The organism is Hydrogenophaga palleronii NBRC 102513, from assembly GCF_001571225.1.
In the GTDB taxonomy this organism is placed as follows: Bacteria; Pseudomonadota; Gammaproteobacteria; order Burkholderiales; family Burkholderiaceae_C; genus Hydrogenophaga; species Hydrogenophaga palleronii.
Genome location: NZ_BCTJ01000011.1, coordinates 57,191 through 74,154, shown reverse-complemented (window position 1 = coordinate 74,154; position 16,964 = coordinate 57,191). Strand labels below are relative to the sequence as shown.

Here is a 16,964-nt window from a genome sequence, read left to right as displayed (position 1 = left end):
CGCTTTTTTTCTCCTTGTGCATTGCAACATTGACCCATGCTGCACGCCGCTGCACGCCGCTGCACGCGACCTTTGCAGGCCGCCCCACTCGCCGCGCAACCCGATGAACCACTCAGGCCAGCAGCGCCGGCCGCTGGCGCCGCGGCGCCATCCACTGCAGCTCGGCCAGCACCAGCACCACCACCGCCTGCATCAGCGCATAGGTCATGCCCCATGGCGTGATCGCCGGCGCCGCACCGAAGCCCACGGCGACACAACCAATGACCCAGGCGAAGTTGCCCAGCGCCAGTGTGGTGAGTGCGGCGCGCGGCGGCGCGGCCTGCATGGCCAGCCACGCGGCCAGCGAAACGAACGCGAAGATCGCCACGCCCGTGCCTTGCAGCAGCGCGGCCGGCAAGCCGAGCAGGCCCGACAGCGGGCCGGCCAGCCCCAGGTGCAGCACACCGGTGGCGCCGCCGGCGATGGCATCAAAAGCCAGCACACGACGCAGGCCGGCGGGTGAGGTGAGGGTGTCGAGCAAAGACATGGAGCACTCCTGAAATGGGATGAAAGGAAGGACGGGCTGCGAACAACCCGCTGGTCATGCTCGTGCCGCGCCAGCCGCGCGTCCATGACCTGGCAGGTCATGGCGCCGCGTCGGCCGCTGCCCTACCATGCCGCCCATGAATGCCCTCAGCCCCGCCGCCCGTACCGCTTCGCCGTCCACGCCCGCGCCCTTCGGCGAACGCCTGCGCCACTGGCGCCAGCGGCGGCGCCTGAGCCAGCTGGAGCTGGCGCACGTGGCCGATGTGTCCACGCGCCACCTGAGCTATGTGGAGACCGGTCGCGCCAGCCCCAGCCGCGACATGGTGCTGCGCCTGGTGGACCGACTCGAGGTGCCGCTGCGCGAGCGCAATGCGCTGCTGGAGGCGGCGGGCTACGCGCCCATGTACCGCGAACGCGCGCTCGGCGCACCCGACATGGCGGGCGCGCGCGCCGCCGTGCAACGCATCCTGGACTGCCACGAGCCCTGGCCGGCGCTGGCCATGGACCGGCACTGGAACCTGGTGATGAGCAACCGCATGGTGGCGCCGCTGATGGCGGGCGTGTCCCCCGCTCTCTTGCAGGGCGACGTCAACGTGCTGCGCCTGAGCCTGCACCCCGAAGGCCTGGCGCCGCGCATCCGCAACCTGCGGCAATGGCGCGAGCACCTGTTCGAGCGCCTGCGCCAGCAGATCCAGACCACTGGCGACGACGCGCTGGCCGCCCTGCTGGCGGAACTCAGGGCCTATCCCGAGTCGGCCGGCCCGGACGCAGGCGCCCTGCCCGGCGAGCACCACGGCGTACTGATGCCGTTCGAGTTCCACACGCCCCTGGGCACGCTGCGCCTGATCAGCACCACCACGGTGTTCGGCTCGCCGGTCGACATCACGCTGCAGGAGCTGGCACTGGAAACCTTCTTCCCTGCCGATGAGGCCTCGGCCCGCCTGCTGCGCGCGCTGGCCGCTCAGGCCGACATCACCACGCCCTGACCGGCAGGGCCGGCCCCGTCACGCGGGCAGGCGCAGCGGGATCTTCAGGTAACGCACACCATTGGATTCGGCCACCGGCAGACGCCCCGCGCGGATGTTGACCTGGATCGACGGCAACAGCAGCGCCGGTGCGGCCAGCGTGGCGTCGCGCTGCTGGCGCATGGCGACGAACGCGGCCTCGTCCACGCCGTCGTGAACGTGCACGTTGCGCGCACGTTGATCGGCCACGCGGCTCTCCCAGGCATGGGTGGCGCGCCCCGGCGCCTTGTAGTCGTGGCACATGAAGAGCCGCGTCTGCGGCGGCAGCGCGAGCAGCCGCCGGATCGAGCGGTACAGCGTCTGGGCACTGCCACCGGGAAAGTCCGCGCGCGCCGTGCCGTAGTCGGGCATGAACAGCGTGTCGCCCACGAACACCGCGTCGCCGATGCGGTAGGACACGCAGGCCGGCGTGTGGCCCGGGGTGTGCATGACCTGCACCTCCAGCGAGCCGATGCGGAAGGTTTCGCCGTCTCGCAGCAGGTGGTCGAACTCGCTGCCGTCGCCCGACACGTCATCCAGATGGAACACCGGTCGGAAGAGGGTCTGCACCTCGCGAATGTGTTCGCCGATGGCGACCCGCGCGCCCGTTTTCCCCTTGAGGTAAGGCGCGGCGCTGAGGTGGTCGGCGTGGGCATGTGTCTCCAGGATCCAGGCGATGGCAAGCCCCTGCTCGTCGGCGGCGGCCAGCAGGCGGTCGGCCGAGGTGGTGGACACCTTGCCGCTGCGGTGTTCGTAGTCGAGCACCGGGTCGATCACCGCGGCCTGCCGCGTGATCGGGTCGGCCACCAGGTAACTCACGGTGTTCGTGGCCTCGTCGAAGAAGGCCTGTATCTGTGCAGAAGGGTTCATGGCGTGTCGTGTTCTGAGTTTCAATCTGAATATTAGAATATGCTAAATTAGAAAAATATGAAATACCTTTGGCCATGACCGCCATGACATCCAAAGACAACGCCGGCTTTATGCAGGAAGGCGCCGCCCAGGCTGCCGCCCTGCTGCGCGCCGTGGGCAACGAACACCGCCTGCTCGTGCTCTGCCTGCTGATCGAGCACGGCGAGATGACGGCGGGTGCGCTGCACGGGCAGATCGGGCTGAGCCAGTCCGCCCTGTCCCAGCACCTCGCCCGCATGCGCGAGGAAGGCCTGGTGGCGTACCGGCGCGAGTCCCAGACCCTGCACTACCGCATCGAGGACCCGAACGTGGCCCGGCTCATCGCCACGCTCAAGTCCATCTTCTGCCCCTGATCTTTTTTCGGAGAACCACTGCCATGTCCCTGAAGCCACTCTCGCCCCAAGCCGCGCAGGCACTGCTGAACCAGGGCGCCGTCCTGGTCGACATCCGCGGCGCGGACGAGCACGCGCGCGAACGCATCGCGCGGGCCCGCCATGTGCCGATGGACCGCCTGCAGGGCGGTGGCCTGTCGGTGGACGGCGCAACGGCGGTCATCTTCCATTGCCGCTCGGGCAACCGCACGCAGGTCAACGCGCCCACCCTGGCGGCATGCGCCGCGTGCGACGCCTATGTGCTCGAAGGTGGGCTGGACGCCTGGAAGAAAGCCGGGCTGCCGGTTGTGACCGATGCATCACAACCCCTGGAGCTGCAGCGGCAGGTGCAGATCGCAGCCGGCTCGCTGATCGTGATCGGCGCGGTGCTGGGTGCCACCGTCTCGCCGTGGTTCCACGCCCTCTCCGGCTTCGTCGGCGCGGGCCTGGTGTTCGCGGGCGCGTCGGGCTTCTGCGGACTGGCGCGTGTGTTGATGCGCATGCCCTGGAACCGGAGGGCGCTGGCCTGAGCGCGGCACACCCAGCCCCGCCGGTGTTCGCGCCAAAGAAAAAGCCGCTGCAGGGCAGCGGCTTTTTCATTCAGGCAACGGGGTGCCTACGCGGTGACGCCCTTGGCGGTGTCGGCGTACTCCTCGATCTGGTCGAAGTTCAGGTACTTGTAGATCGCCGCACCATCCTTGTTCACCACGCCCATGGCTTCGTGGTACTCGGCCACGGTCGGGATGTGGCCCAGCTTGGACGCGATGGCCGCCAGTTCGGCCGAGGCCAGGAACACGTTGGTGTTCTTGCCCAGACGGTTCGGGAAGTTGCGGGTGGAGGTGGACACCACCGTCGCGCCTTCGCGCACCTGCGCCTGGTTGCCCATGCACAGCGAGCAGCCCGGCATTTCGGTGCGCGCACCGGCGGTGCCGAAAGCCGAGTAGTGGCCTTCCTTGATCAGCTCGCTCTCGTCCATCTTGGTCGGCGGTGCCACCCACAGCTTGACCGGAATGTCGCGCTGGCCGCCCAGCAGCTTGGCCGCGGCGCGGAAGTGGCCGATGTTGGTCATGCACGAACCGATGAAGGCTTCGTCGATCTTGGTGCCGGCCACTTCGGACAAGGTCTTGGCATCGTCCGGATCGTTCGGGCAGCACAGGATGGGCTCATGGATGTCGGCCAGGTCGATCTCGATCACGGCGGCGTATTCGGCGTCCTTGTCGGCTTCGAGCAGGTTGGGGTTGGCCAGCCAGGCTTCCACCTTCTCGATGCGGCGCTCCAGCGTGCGCTTGTCGGCGTAGCCATTGGCGATCATGTTCTTCATCAGCACCACGTTGCTGGTGAGGTATTCCTTCACCGGCTCGGGGTTGAGCTTGATGGTGCAGCCGGCGGCCGAGCGTTCGGCGGAGGCGTCGCTCAGCTCGAAAGCCTGTTCGACCTTGAGGTCCGGCAGGCCTTCGATTTCCAGAATGCGGCCCGAGAAGATGTTCTTCTTGCCGGCCTTGGCCACCGTCAGCAGACCGGCCTTGATGGCGTACAGCGGGATTGCGTGCACCAGGTCGCGCAGGGTCACGCCGGGTTGCATCTGGCCCTTGAAGCGCACCAGCACGGATTCGGGCATGTCCAGCGGCATCACGCCGGTGGCGGCACCGAAGGCCACCAGGCCGGAGCCGGCGGGGAAGCTGATGCCGATGGGGAAACGGGTGTGCGAGTCACCGCCCGTGCCCACGGTGTCGGGCAGCAGCAGGCGGTTGAGCCAGCTGTGAATCACGCCGTCGCCCGGACGCAGGGCCACGCCACCGCGGTTGCTGATGAAGGCCGGCAGCTCGCGGTGCGTCTTCACGTCCACGGGCTTCGGATAGGCCGCGGTGTGGCAGAAGGACTGCATCACCATGTCGGCGCTGAAGCCCAGGCAGGCCAGGTCTTTCAGCTCGTCGCGCGTCATCGGACCGGTGGTGTCTTGCGAACCGACGGTGGTCATCTTGGGTTCGCAGTAGGTGCCGGGGCGCACGCCCTGGCCTTCCGGCAGGCCAACCGCGCGGCCGACCATCTTCTGCGCCAGCGTGAAGCCGGCGTTGGTGGCGGCCGGTGCCTGGGGCAGGCGGAACACGGTGGAGGCGGGCAGGCCCAGGAACTCACGCGCCTTGGCGGTGAGCGAGCGGCCGATGATCAGGTTGATGCGGCCGCCGGCGCGCACTTCGTCGAACAGCACGTCGCTCTTGAGCGCGAACTCGACCAAGGTTTCACCGTTGCGCACGATCTTGCCGTCGTAGGGCAGCACGTCGATGACGTCGCCCATTTCCAGCTTGCTCACGTCCACTTCGATCGGCAGCGAGCCCGAGTCTTCCTGCGTGTTGAAGAAGATCGGCGCGATCTTGCCGCCGAGCGTGACGCCGCCGAAGCGCTTGTTCGGCACGAAGGGGATGTCCTGGCCGGTGGCCCAGATCACGCTGTTGGTGGCCGACTTGCGGCTGGAGCCGGTGCCGACCACGTCGCCCACATAGGCGACCACGTGGCCCTTCTTCTTCAGGTCTTCGATGAACTGCATCGGGCCGCGCTTGCCGTCTTCTTCGGGCTTGAAGGCCGCGTCCGAGCGCGTGTTCTTCAGCATGGCCAGGTAGTGCAGCGGGATGTCGGGGCGGCTCCAGGCGTCGGGCGCGGGCGACAGGTCGTCGGTGTTGGTTTCGCCCGGCACCTTGAACACGGTGACGGTGATCTTCTTCTCGACTTCGGGGCGGGTGGTGAACCACTCGGCGTCGGCCCACGACTGCATGACTTCCTTGGCCTTGGCATTGCCGGCCTTGGCCTTGTCGGCCACGTCGTTGAAGAAGTCGAACATCAGCAGCGTCTTCTTCAGGCCTTCGGCGGCCACGCCCGCCACTTCGGCGTCGTCCAGCAATTCGATCAGCGGGTGCACGTTGTAGCCGCCGACCATGGTGCCGAGCAGCTCGGTGGCCTTGGCCTTGGAGATCAGGCCCACCTTCACGTCGCCGTGCGCCACGGCAGCCAGGAAGCTGGCCTTGACCTTGGCGGCGTCGTCCACGCCGGGCGGCACACGGTGCGTCAGCAAGTCCAGCAGGAAGGCGTCTTCACCGGCCGGCGGAGCCTTGATCAGCTCGATCAGGTCGGCCACCTGTTTGGCTTCCAGGGGCAGGGGCGGAATGCCGAGCGCAGCGCGTTCGGCGGTGTGGGCGCGGTAGTCGGTGAGGAAGGTGGACATGGCGTTCTCTCCAGGGATTTTGCGTGGGGTAGGAAACAGGTGGGGTGGGCGCAAGCAAGCTCAATGCCGCTGCGCCGGCTCGTCGTTGAAATGGGTTTGCACCGTGTCGGGCAAAGGCAGGCCGGTCTGGTGCGCGCGCTCCAGCACCTGCCAGAAATAGCGGTAACTCGCGCGGTCGGCCTTCGAACTGCACCGGCGCCCAGTCGGCGGCGATGGCGCGCTCAATCAAGGCCGCCGCCGTCTGCACCTCGCTCTGCAGCGGGGCAAAAGCGGCCAGGATGGGGCGGATCTGGTCGGGATGGATGCTCCACATGCGGGTGTAGCCGAGTTCACGCGCCGCCGTGGTCGCGGCCTGCTGCAGCGCAGCCAGGTCCTTGAACTCGGTCACCACGCAGTGCGACGGCACCTTGCCGTGCGCATGGCAGGCCGACGCAATCGCCAGCTTGGCGCGCAGCACCAGCGGGTGCGAGAACTGGCCGGCCACGCTCATGCCGTCGGCGGGGATCGCACCGCCATGGGCCGAGACGAAATCCATCAGGCCGAAGCTCAGGCTCTGCACGCGCGCCTCCGCGGCGATGTCGAAAGCACGGTGCACCGCAGCGGGCGATTCAATCAGCACATGCAGCGGCAGTGCAGTGGCGCCGGCGGCATCCAGCGCCGCGACGGCGCGCTGCACCTCGGCCACCGACTCGACCTTGGGCACCATGATGTGCGTGAGGCGCGCACCGGCGCGGCCCGCGATGGTCGCCACGTCGGCCTCGAAGGCCGGGTGGTCCACAGGGTGCACCCGCACCGCCACGCGCGCAGCGGGCGCGGCGGCCAGCGCCAGCTCGGTCACCAGCGCGGCGTGTTCCGCCTCGCCACCCACCGGGGCGCCGTCCTCGCAATCCAGCGTGACGTCGAACACGCAGGTGCCGAACTCGGCCGCCAGCTCGGCCTGCAGGGCCAGGCTCTTGCGCATCCGCGTCTCCACCCCGCTGTAATGGTCACAGACCGGCAGCGAAAACGCGCCGGCCTGGGCCCCCAGAAGAATGGATCGTGGATGGGTTGTCATGGACGACCGGAAAAGCAGATGTCAAAACCAGGATGCACCGCCCGCCCCCGGCACGCGGCACGGCACTGGCCTTGCCAGGCCGTCGGTGTGCGCCCCATGTGGGGAAGGTGCGAAGCGGCGCAGGGAGACATCACAGCAGGTGTTTCACACCGTCCTGCTCGCCCTTGAGCTCGTCCAGGGTCTTGTTGATGCGCTCTTGCGAGAAAGCGTCGATCTCCAGGCCTTCAACGATCTTGTACTTGCCACCTTCGGTGGTGACCGGGAAGCCGAAGATCACGTCCTTCGGAATGCCGTACTCGCCGTTGGAAGGCACGCCCATGGTGACCCACTGGCCCTTGCTGCCCAGCGCCCAGTCGCGCATGTGGTCGATGGCGGCGTTGGCAGCCGAAGCGGCCGAAGACAGGCCACGCGCGTCGATGATGGCGGCGCCGCGCTTGCCCACGGTGGGCAGGAACACGTCGGCGTTCCAGACCTGGTCGTTGATCGCGTCCTTGACCGATTTGCCGCCGATGGTGGCGAAACGGTAGTCGGCGTACATGGTGGGCGAGTGGTTGCCCCACACGGTCAGCTTCTCGATCTCGCCGACCTTGCCGCCGGTCTTGGCCGCGATCTGGCTGGCAGCGCGGTTGTGGTCCAGGCGCAGCATGGCGGTGAAGTTCTCGCGCGGCAGGCTGGGCGCGCTCTTCATGGCGATGTAGGCGTTGGTGTTGGCGGGGTTGCCGACCACCAGCACCTTGACGTCGCGGCTGGCGACCTTGTCCAGGGCCTTGCCCTGGGCGGTGAAGATCTGGGCGTTGGCGGCCAGCAGGTCGGCGCGCTCCATGCCGGGGCCGCGCGGACGGGCACCCACCAGCAGGGCGTAGTCGGCGTCCTTGAAAGCCACTTCCGGGTCACCCGTGGGCACCACGCCGGCCAGCAGCGGGAAGGCGCAGTCTTCCAGCTCCATGATCACGCCCTTGAGCGCCTTCTGCGCTTTTTCGTCGGGGATTTCCAGCAGCTGCAGGATCACCGGCTGGTCCTTGCCGAGCATTTCGCCGGAAGCGATGCGGAACAGAAGGGCGTAACCGATTTGACCTGCGGCGCCAGTGACGGCAACGCGGACGGGCTTTTTGCTCATGTGAAAACTCCGAAAAGGGACGTTGGGAGGGAGAAGGGACGGGGGTATCAGGCCCCGGACGCAGGAGGCGTGGCCAAGGCTTCAAAACCGCAGGCCAGGGAATCTCGGTCAGGCGCTGAGTGTACCCTCGCAAACCCTCATGCGTCAATTTGTCTTATGTCTTATATAAGATATGATTGCACCCTCGAACGGCGCCCTGCAGGCGCTGTCAACGCATGGCCACATCACCCCTTCCCCCTCCTCCTGATACTGCTGCGCCGGACGTTGGCACCCAGGCCGTGTTCGAGAACACGGCGCCTGCGTTCAGCCCCTTGTACCAGCAGATCAAGACACTGATCTTGCGCAGCCTGCAGGCGGGTGAATGGAAGCCGGGCGACATGATTCCCAGCGAGTTCGACCTCGCGGCGCGCTTTCGCGTCAGCCAGGGCACGGTGCGCAAGGCGATCGACGAACTCGCCACCGACAACCTGCTGGTGCGCCGGCAGGGCAAGGGCACCTTCGTGGCGACCCATGCCGAAGCCCATACCCAGTACCGTTTCCTGCGCCTGCTGCCCGACCTGGGTACGCTGGAAGACCAGGGCCGCGCCGAGCGCCAGATCATCGAGTGCCGCCGTCTGCGCGCACCGGCCGAGGTGGCGCGCCAGCTGGCGCTGCGCACCGGCGACGCCGTGCTGCAGGTCAAGCGGGTGCTGGCCTTCGGCGGCACGCCAGCCATCGTGGAAGAACTCTGGCTGCCCGGCGGTCCATTCAAGGGCCTGACGCTCGAGACCCTGTCCGACGACCAGGGCCCGATGTACGCGCTGTTTGAAACCCAGTTCGGCGTGCGCATGGTGCGCGCGGTGGAAAAGATCAAGGCCGTGAGTGCCGACGAGGATGCAGCCGCGCTGCTGGAGGTGAGCGCTGGCTCTCCCCTGCTGAGCGTGGAGCGGCTGGCATTCACCTACAACGACGAACCCATGGAGTTGCGCCGCGGCCTGTACCGCACGGACGCGCGCCATTACCGCAATGAGCTGAGCTGAAGTCACGCCGCACGGGCGAAAGCGTCCCAGTGCCAGGCTACGGTATGGTGCATTGCAATAGAATTTGCGGCACCTTGGTAAAAGTTACCACTGAGTTACCACTGAGTTACCAACGGGTTTCACGCCCTCCCTCCTCCCACGGAAGAAAGCCCCACCATGACAGAGTTGACCAAAAAGCGGCCCGAGTTCCGCAACATCAACGCCTTCAAGGACCTGACCACCTACCGCATGGCTCCGGCGGCGTGGGTGTCGATCCTGCACCGCGCCAGCGGCGGCCTGATGTTCCTTTTGCTGCCCCTGATCGTCTGGCTGTTCGACACCTCGGTGTCGTCCGAGCTGTCCTTCGAGCGCTTCAGCGCGGCGTTTTCGGTGGGCATCGGCTTCGTGCCGGGCTGGTTGTTCAAGCTGGTGGTGCTGTCCATCATCTGGGCCTACCTGCACCACCTGATCGCCGGCGTGCGCCACCTCTACATGGACGCCTGCCACGCCGTGAGCAAGGAGTTCGGCCGCTCGTCCGCCCTGGTCACGCTGGTCCTGAGCATCGGCCTCACGCTGGTGCTGGGCGCCAAGCTGTTCGGCCTGTACTGAGCCCCCAGGAGCACAACCATGACTGTTAATTACGGTTCCAAGCGCGTCGTCACCGGCGCCCACTACGGCCTGCGCGACTGGCTCGCCCAGCGCATCACCGCGGCCATCATGGCCATCTTCACGCTGATCGTGCTGGCCAAGCTGCTGTTCACCAGCGGCCCCATCGGCTACGAAAGCTGGGCCGGCATCTTCGCCGCCCAGTGGATGAAGGCCCTGACCTTCGCTGTGTTCCTGGCCCTGGCCTACCACGTGTGGGTCGGCATGCGCGACATCTGGATGGACTACGTCAAGCCCGTCGGCATCCGCCTCGTGCTGCACGTCTTCACCATCGTCTGGCTCATCGCCTGCCTGGGCTGGGCTGTTCAAGTTCTCTGGAGGCTCTGAAGCCATGACCGCAACCGCATCCCTTCCCAAGCGTCAGTTCGACGTGGTCATCGTCGGCGCCGGCGGCTCCGGCATGCGCGCCTCGCTGCAGCTCGCGCGCGCCGGCCTCAAGGTGGCCGTGCTCTCCAAAGTGTTCCCGACCCGTTCCCACACCGTGGCAGCCCAAGGTGGCGTGAGCGCCAGCCTGGGCAACATGAACGAGGACAACTGGCACTACCACTTCTACGACACCATCAAGGGCTCCGACTGGCTGGGCGACCAGGACGCCATCGAGTTCATGTGCCGTGAGGCCCCCAAGGTCGTGTACGAGCTCGAGCACTTCGGCATGCCGTTCGACCGCAACCCCGACGGCACCATCTACCAGCGCCCGTTCGGCGGCCACACCGCCAACTACGGTGAGAAGCCGGTGCAACGCGCCTGCGCCGCCGCCGACCGCACCGGCCACGCCATGCTGCACACGCTGTACCAGCAGAACGTGCAGGCCCGCACCACCTTCTTCGTCGAATGGATGGCGCTGGACCTGATCCGCGACGCCAACGGCGACGTGCTGGGCGTGACCGCGCTGGAAATGGAAACCGGCGAGACCTACATCCTCGAAGCCAAGAGCACCCTGCTGGCCACCGGTGGCGCAGGCCGCATCTTCGCCGCCTCCACCAACGCCTTCATCAACACCGGTGACGGCCTGGGCATGGCGGCACGCGCCGGCATTCCGCTGCAGGACATGGAGTTCTGGCAGTTCCACCCCACCGGCGTGGCCGGCGCGGGCGTGCTGCTGACCGAAGGTTGCCGTGGCGAAGGCGCGATCCTGCTCAACAGCGAAGGCGAGCGCTTCATGGAGCGTTATGCGCCGACGCTGAAAGACCTGGCCCCGCGCGACTTCGTCAGCCGCTGCATGGACCAGGAAATCAAGGAAGGCCGTGGCTGCGGCCCGAACAAGGACTACGTGCTGCTCAAGATGGACCATCTGGGCGCCGAGACCATCCACAAGCGCCTGCCCTCGGTGTACGAGATCGGCGTGAACTTCGCCAACGTGGACATCACGCGCGAGCCGATTCCGGTCGTGCCCACCATCCACTACCAGATGGGCGGCATCCCGACCAACATCCACGGCCAGGTGGTCTCGCCCGACGGCGATGGCAGCACCCAGAAGGTGGTCAACGGCCTGTACGCGGTGGGCGAATGCGCCTGCGTCAGCGTGCACGGCGCCAACCGCCTGGGCACCAACTCGCTGCTCGACCTGCTGGTCTTCGGCAAGGCCGCCGGCAACCACATCGTGCAAGCCAACGACAAGAGCCAGGCGCACAAGCCGCTGCCGGCCGATGCCGCCGACAAGACCCTGGCCCGCCTGGCGCGCCTGGACCAGTCGACCGACGGCGAGTACGCCCAGGACGTGGCCAACGACATGCGCGCCATCATGCAGCAGCACGCCGGCGTGTTCCGCACCCAGGCGGTGATGGACGAAGGCGTCGAGCGCATCAACGCCCTGCGCGAGCGCGTGGGCAACATCGCGCTGAAGGACAAGTCCAAGGTGTTCAACACCGCGCGCATCGAAGCGCTGGAAGTGGAAAACCTGATGGAAGTGGCCCAGGCCACCATGACCTCTGCGGCCGCACGCCGCGAGTGCCGCGGTGCCCACACCGTCAACGACTACGAGCGCCCCGCCGACGACGCCCAGTACCCACTGGGCCGCAACGACGCCGACTGGATGAAGCACACGCTGTGGCACAGCGCCGACAACAGCCTGACATACAAGCCCGTCAACCTCAAGCCGCTGACCGTGGAATCGGTGCCGCCGAAGGTCCGCACCTTCTGAGCCCGCCCGCACGCACCCACGAAGCACGGAGAAAAACACCATGGCCAAACGCACATTCAAGATCTACCGCTACGACCCCGAGAAGGACGCCAAGCCCTACATGCAGACCATCGAGGTCGAGCTGGACGGCCACGAGCGCATGCTGCTCGACGCGCTGATGAAGCTCAAGGCGGTGGACCCTTCGATTTCCTTCCGTCGCTCCTGCCGCGAAGGCGTCTGCGGTTCGGACGCAATGAACATCAACGGCAAGAACGGTCTGGCCTGCCTGACCAACATGAACACGCTCAAGGGCGACATCGTGTTGAAGCCGCTGCCCGGCCTGCCGGTGGTGCGCGACCTGATCGTGGACATGACGCTGTTCTTCAAGCAGTACAACAGCATCAAGCCCTACCTGATCAACGACGAAGTGCTGCCCGAGAAGGAACGCCTGCAGAGCCCGGAAGAGCGTGAAGAGCTCAACGGCCTGTACGAGTGCATCCTGTGCGCCAGCTGCTCCACGAGCTGCCCGAGCTTCTGGTGGAACCCCGACAAGTTCGTCGGCCCCGCCGGTCTGCTGCAGGCCTACCGCTTCATCGCCGACAGCCGCGACCAGGCCACCAGCGAGCGCCTGGACAACCTGGAAGACCCGTACCGCCTGTTCCGCTGCCACACCATCATGAACTGCGTCGACGTCTGCCCGAAGGGCCTGAACCCGACGAAGGCGATCGGCAAGATCAAGGAAATGATGGTGATGCGCTCGATCTGAGCGTGCTGCCCCGCATCCCATGGACGTCACCACCACCGATACCCTGCTGGACGAGCGTGCTCTGAGCAAGCTGCGGTGGCGGTGCCGCCGAGGATTGCTCGAGAACGATCTGTTCATCGAGCGTTTTTTTGCCAGGCACGAATCTGGCTTGACGGTTCGTCAGGCCGATGCCCTGGGAGCTTTGATGGATCTGTCCGACAACGATCTGCTGGATCTGCTGTTGGGCCGAAAATCGCCCGAGGGTGAGCTGGCGCGTGAAGACGTCACACACGTCTTGGCCCTGCTCCGCACCGCCCAGCCAGCCACCGACCTCCCAGTCACCGCTTTGAGTCAGTCTTAAAAGGAATCCGCATGAAACTCGTAGACAACAAGGCCACCCTGTCGTTCTCCAACGGCAGCCCGAGCGTAGACATGCCGGTGTACGCCGGCAACATCGGTCCGGACGTGATCGACATCCGCAAGCTCTACGCCCAAACCGGCATGTTCACCTACGACCCGGGCTTCCTGTCCACGGCATCGTGCCAGTCGGCCATCACCTACATCGACGGTGACAAGGGCGAGCTGCTGTACCGCGGCTACCCGATCGAGCAGCTGGCCACCCAGTGCGACTACCTCGACACCTGCTACCTGCTGCTCAATGGCGAGCTGCCCGACGGCGCCCAGCGCGACGACTTCCACAAACTCGTGACCAACCACACCATGGTCAACGAGCAGATGCAGTTCTTCCTGCGCGGCTTCCGCCGTGACGCCCACCCCATGGCCGTGCTGACCGGCCTGGTCGGCGGCCTGTCGGCCTTCTATCACGACAGCACGGACATCAACAATCCGAAGCACCGCGAGATCGCCGCCATCCGCCTGATCGCCAAGATGCCGACGCTGGTCGCCATGGCCTACAAGTACGGCATCGGCCAGCCCTACATGTACCCGAAGAACGACCTGAGCTACGCCGGCAACTTCCTGCGCATGATGTTCGGCACGCCGTGCGAGGAGTACGTGGTCAACCCGGTGCTCGAACGCGCACTGGACCGCATCTTCATCCTGCACGCCGACCACGAGCAGAACGCCTCCACTTCCACCGTGCGCCTGTGCGGTTCGTCGGGCACCAACCCGTTCGCGGCCATCGCCGCCGGTGTCGCCTGCCTCTGGGGCCCGGCACACGGCGGCGCCAACGAAGCCTGCCTGAACATGCTGGAAGACATCCAGCGCCAGGGCGGCGTGTCCAAGGTCGGCGAGTTCATGGAGAAGGTCAAGGACAAGAACTCCGGCGTCAAGCTGATGGGCTTTGGCCACCGCGTGTACAAGAACTACGACCCGCGCGCCAAGCTCATGCAGGAAACCTGCAATGAAGTGCTGCAGGAACTGGGCCTGGAAAACGACCCCCTGTTCAAGCTGGCCAAGGAACTCGAGAAGATCGCCCTGGAAGACGAGTACTTCGTCTCGCGCAAGCTGTACCCGAACGTGGACTTCTACTCCGGCATCGTGCAGCGCGCCATCGGCATCCCGGTCAACCTGTTCACCGGCATCTTCGCGCTGGCCCGCACGGTCGGCTGGATCGCCCAGCTGAACGAAATGATCAGCGACCCTGAGTACAAGATCGGCCGCCCGCGCCAGCTGTTCACCGGCTCGCCACGCCGCGACATCGTGTCGTCCAACGGCCGCTGACCGCCCGGGCACACCGCCCTGCCCTCCAAAAAGCCCGGCATGCCGGGCTTTTTTTCGTCCCCGTGTTCGCAGCATGGCAGCCCAGCCATCGTGCTTCGAGATGTCAAACGCACGCAAAAGGCCGAAAATACGGGCTCAGCATCTCGAACCGAGAAGCCACCACGCCATGCTTTCCGAACGCAACTTCGCCCGCCAGATCGACCTCACCTCGCTGCAACTCTTCGTTGCGGTGTGCGAGCTGGGCAGCATCGGGCGCGCGGCGGAGCGTGAGTTCATCGCCGCCTCGGCCATCAGCAAGCGCCTGTCGGACCTGGAGGCCATCCTCGGCGCCACGCTGCTGCAACGCCACACGCGCGGCGTGCGCCTGACGCCGGCCGGCGAAGGCCTGCTGCACCACGCACGTGCCGTGCTGTACGGGCTGGAGCAGATGCAGGTCGAGCTGTCCGAATACGCCGATGGCGTGCGCGGCCATGTGCGCGTGCACGCCAGCATCTCGGCCATCGTGCAGTTCCTGCCGGAAGACCTGGGTGCCTTTGCGCGCCAGCATCCACAGGTCAAGATCGACCTTGAGGAACACCTCAGCCCCGAGGTGCTGCGCGCGGTGCAGGAAGGCGCGACCGACCTCGGCCTGTGCAACGGCGCCATGGGCGTGAGCGGCCTGCAAAGCCTGCCCTACCGGCGCGACAGCCTGGTGCTGGTGGTGCCACGCGGCCACCCGCTGGCTGACAGCGGGCCGGTGGCCTTCGAGGCCAGCCTGCCGTTCGACCACGTCGGCCTGCACGCCAACAGCTCGATCCACCTCGCCACGCACCAGGCCGCGACCCAGGCCGGCGCCGCGGTGCGGGTGCGCATCCGCGTGACCGGGCTGGACGCCATGTGCCGCATGATCGCCAATGGCCTGGGCGTGGGCGTGATGCCCGCGCGGGCCTTCGAGCTGCAGCACAGCGGCGATGCCCTGGTGGCCCTGCCGCTGACCAACGCATGGGCGCAGCGCCAGCTGGTGCTGGTGGCGCGCGACTTCTCCAGCCTGCCGACCACGGCGCGCCTGCTGGTCGATCACCTCAGCGCCGCCGAGCACCGCCACGCGGCCTAGAATCAACCCTCCACGAAAAAGCCCCTTGCCATGCCACGCACGCTCTACGACAAGATCTGGGACGAACACGTCGTCCACACCGAAGAAGACGGCACGTCCGTTCTCTACATCGACCGCCATCTGGTGCACGAAGTGACCAGCCCGCAGGCCTTCGAAGGCCTGCGCCAGGCCGGCCGCAAGGTCTGGCGCGTGAGCTCGGTGGTGGCCACCGCCGACCACAACACGCCCACCACCGGCTGGGAGATGGGTTACGACGGCATCACCGACCCGATCAGCAAGGAACAGATCACCACGCTGGACAGCAACATCGCCGAGTTCGGCGCCGCCGCGTTCTTCCCCTTCATGTCGCAGCGCCAGGGCATCGTGCACGTGATCGGCCCGGAGAACGGCGCCACGCTGCCGGGCATGACCGTGGTCTGCGGCGACAGCCACACCTCCACCCACGGCGCGTTCGGTGCGCTGGCGCACGGCATCGGCACCAGCGAGGTCGAGCACGTATTGGCCACGCAGACCCTGCTGGCCAAGAAGGCCAAGAACATGCTGGTGCGCGTGGACGGCCAGTTGCCCAAGGGGTGCACCGCCAAGGACATCGTGCTGGCCATCATCGGCAAGATCGGCACCGCGGGCGGCACCGGCTACACCATCGAGTTCGGTGGTTCGGCGATCCGTGCGCTGAGCGTCGAAGGCCGCATGACGGTCTGCAACATGGCCATCGAAGGCGGCGCGCGCGCCGGCCTGGTGGCGGTGGACGACAAGACCATCGAATACGTCAAGGGCCGGCCGCTCTCGCCCAAGGGCGTGGAGTGGGACCAGGCAGTGGCCTACTGGAAAACGCTGCAGTCCGACCCCGGTGCCCACTTCGACGCGGTGGTGGAACTCGACGCGTCGCAGATCGTGCCGCAGGTCACCTGGGGCACGTCGCCCGAAATGGTGCTGGGCATCGACGGCACGGTGCCCGATCCCGACCGCGAAAAGGACAGCAACAAGCGCGGTGCCATCGAACGCGCGCTGACCTACATGGACCTGTCACCGGGCAAACCGCTCAACGACATCTTCGTCGACAAGGTGTTCATCGGCTCCTGCACCAACAGCCGCATTGAAGACATGCGCGAAGCCGCTGCGGTGGTGAAGAAGCTGGGCCAGAAAGTGGCCAAGAACGTCAAGCTCGCGCTGGTCGTGCCAGGCTCCGGCCTGGTCAAGGCCCAGGCCGAGCGCGAAGGCCTGCACGAAATCTTCAAGGCCGCCGGTTTCGAGTGGCGCGAGCCGGGTTGCTCCATGTGCCTGGCGATGAACGCCGACCGGCTCGAGCCGGGCGAGCGCTGCGCCTCCACCAGCAACCGCAACTTTGAAGGCCGTCAGGGCGCGGGTGGCCGCACCCACCTGGTGTCGCCAGCGATGGCCGCGGCCGCTGCGGTGCACGGCCACTTCATCGACGTGCGCACCATCGCCTGATTCCGCCTCCC

The 16,964-nt window shown here is 66.6% G+C and carries 16 protein-coding genes and 1 pseudogene; 12 read left to right on the top strand and 5 right to left on the bottom strand.

Annotated features, from left to right (window positions below; translation table 11 throughout):
- Window positions 1-112: 112 nt before the first annotated feature.
- Window positions 113-526, bottom strand: a complete 414-nt coding sequence (locus HPA01S_RS10135) for a hypothetical protein (RefSeq protein WP_066269530.1) — start codon at window positions 524-526, stop codon at window positions 113-115.
- Between the two features lie 136 nt (window positions 527-662).
- On the opposite strand from HPA01S_RS10135, the gene HPA01S_RS10130 reads away from it, so the two are divergent.
- Window positions 663-1,511, top strand: coding sequence for an MmyB family transcriptional regulator (locus HPA01S_RS10130; RefSeq protein WP_066269639.1), 849 nt, complete (start codon window positions 663-665; stop codon window positions 1,509-1,511).
- A gap of 18 nt (window positions 1,512-1,529) precedes the next feature.
- Here HPA01S_RS10130 and HPA01S_RS10125 read toward each other — a convergent pair whose 3' ends face one another.
- Window positions 1,530-2,399, bottom strand: a complete 870-nt coding sequence (locus HPA01S_RS10125) for an MBL fold metallo-hydrolase (protein ID WP_066269528.1) — start codon at window positions 2,397-2,399, stop codon at window positions 1,530-1,532.
- Window positions 2,400-2,482: 83 nt separating this feature from the next.
- Here HPA01S_RS10125 and HPA01S_RS10120 point away from each other — a divergent pair, with 83 nt between their 5' ends.
- Window positions 2,483-2,791 (top strand): ArsR/SmtB family transcription factor, encoded by a 309-nt coding sequence (locus HPA01S_RS10120; protein WP_245638616.1) that lies wholly within the window; start codon window positions 2,483-2,485, stop codon window positions 2,789-2,791.
- Between the two features lie 23 nt (window positions 2,792-2,814).
- Window positions 2,815-3,339: a rhodanese family protein gene (locus tag HPA01S_RS10115; protein WP_066269526.1), complete on the top strand. Its 525-nt coding sequence runs from the start codon at window positions 2,815-2,817 to the stop codon at window positions 3,337-3,339.
- Between the two features lie 86 nt (window positions 3,340-3,425).
- On the opposite strand, the gene acnB is transcribed toward HPA01S_RS10115, so the two are convergent.
- From acnB to HPA01S_RS10100, 3 genes and pseudogenes are all read right to left on the bottom strand, one after another.
- A complete protein-coding gene (acnB, locus tag HPA01S_RS10110) occupies window positions 3,426-6,026 on the bottom strand; it encodes a bifunctional aconitate hydratase 2/2-methylisocitrate dehydratase (RefSeq protein ID WP_066269524.1) in 2,601 nt (866 codons plus the stop codon).
- Window positions 6,027-6,086: 60 nt separating this feature from the next.
- A pseudogene (locus HPA01S_RS10105) lies at window positions 6,087-7,080 on the bottom strand (HpcH/HpaI aldolase/citrate lyase family protein).
- A gap of 130 nt (window positions 7,081-7,210) precedes the next feature.
- Window positions 7,211-8,197, bottom strand: coding sequence for a malate dehydrogenase (locus tag HPA01S_RS10100; protein WP_066269522.1), 987 nt, complete (start codon window positions 8,195-8,197; stop codon window positions 7,211-7,213).
- Between the two features lie 215 nt (window positions 8,198-8,412).
- Between HPA01S_RS10100 and HPA01S_RS10095 the strand changes: the two genes are divergently transcribed.
- The 9 genes from HPA01S_RS10095 to leuC all read left to right on the top strand — a co-directional run bounded on the left by HPA01S_RS10095 (window position 8,413) and on the right by leuC (window position 16,953).
- The gene (locus tag HPA01S_RS10095) at window positions 8,413-9,216 is read left to right on the top strand and encodes a GntR family transcriptional regulator (RefSeq protein ID WP_084360587.1); all 804 of its coding nucleotides are present in this window, start codon (window positions 8,413-8,415) and stop codon (window positions 9,214-9,216) included.
- 156 nt (window positions 9,217-9,372) lie between these two features.
- Window positions 9,373-9,804: a succinate dehydrogenase, cytochrome b556 subunit gene (gene sdhC, locus HPA01S_RS10090; RefSeq protein ID WP_066269519.1), complete on the top strand. Its 432-nt coding sequence runs from the start codon at window positions 9,373-9,375 to the stop codon at window positions 9,802-9,804.
- Window positions 9,805-9,822: 18 nt separating this feature from the next.
- Window positions 9,823-10,188, top strand: a complete 366-nt coding sequence (gene sdhD / locus HPA01S_RS10085) for a succinate dehydrogenase, hydrophobic membrane anchor protein (protein WP_066269517.1) — start codon at window positions 9,823-9,825, stop codon at window positions 10,186-10,188.
- A 4-nt stretch (window positions 10,189-10,192) separates the two neighbouring features.
- Window positions 10,193-12,001: a succinate dehydrogenase flavoprotein subunit gene (gene sdhA, locus HPA01S_RS10080; RefSeq protein ID WP_066269516.1), complete on the top strand. Its 1,809-nt coding sequence runs from the start codon at window positions 10,193-10,195 to the stop codon at window positions 11,999-12,001.
- A 40-nt stretch (window positions 12,002-12,041) separates the two neighbouring features.
- Complete coding sequence (locus HPA01S_RS10075) at window positions 12,042-12,746, top strand: succinate dehydrogenase iron-sulfur subunit (protein ID WP_066269515.1); 705 nt, start codon at window positions 12,042-12,044, stop codon at window positions 12,744-12,746.
- A 19-nt stretch (window positions 12,747-12,765) separates the two neighbouring features.
- On the top strand, window positions 12,766-13,086 hold the full coding sequence (locus HPA01S_RS10070) for an FAD assembly factor SdhE (protein WP_066269513.1): 321 nt from the start codon (window positions 12,766-12,768) through the stop codon (window positions 13,084-13,086).
- 11 nt (window positions 13,087-13,097) lie between these two features.
- Entirely contained in the window at window positions 13,098-14,408 is a 1,311-nt protein-coding gene (locus HPA01S_RS10065) for a citrate synthase (protein WP_066269510.1), read from the top strand.
- A 166-nt stretch (window positions 14,409-14,574) separates the two neighbouring features.
- On the top strand, window positions 14,575-15,501 hold the full coding sequence (locus tag HPA01S_RS10060; RefSeq protein WP_066269506.1) for a LysR family transcriptional regulator: 927 nt from the start codon (window positions 14,575-14,577) through the stop codon (window positions 15,499-15,501).
- A 30-nt stretch (window positions 15,502-15,531) separates the two neighbouring features.
- A complete protein-coding gene (gene leuC / locus HPA01S_RS10055; RefSeq protein WP_066269504.1) occupies window positions 15,532-16,953 on the top strand; it encodes a 3-isopropylmalate dehydratase large subunit in 1,422 nt (473 codons plus the stop codon).
- Window positions 16,954-16,964: the final 11 nt, after the last annotated feature.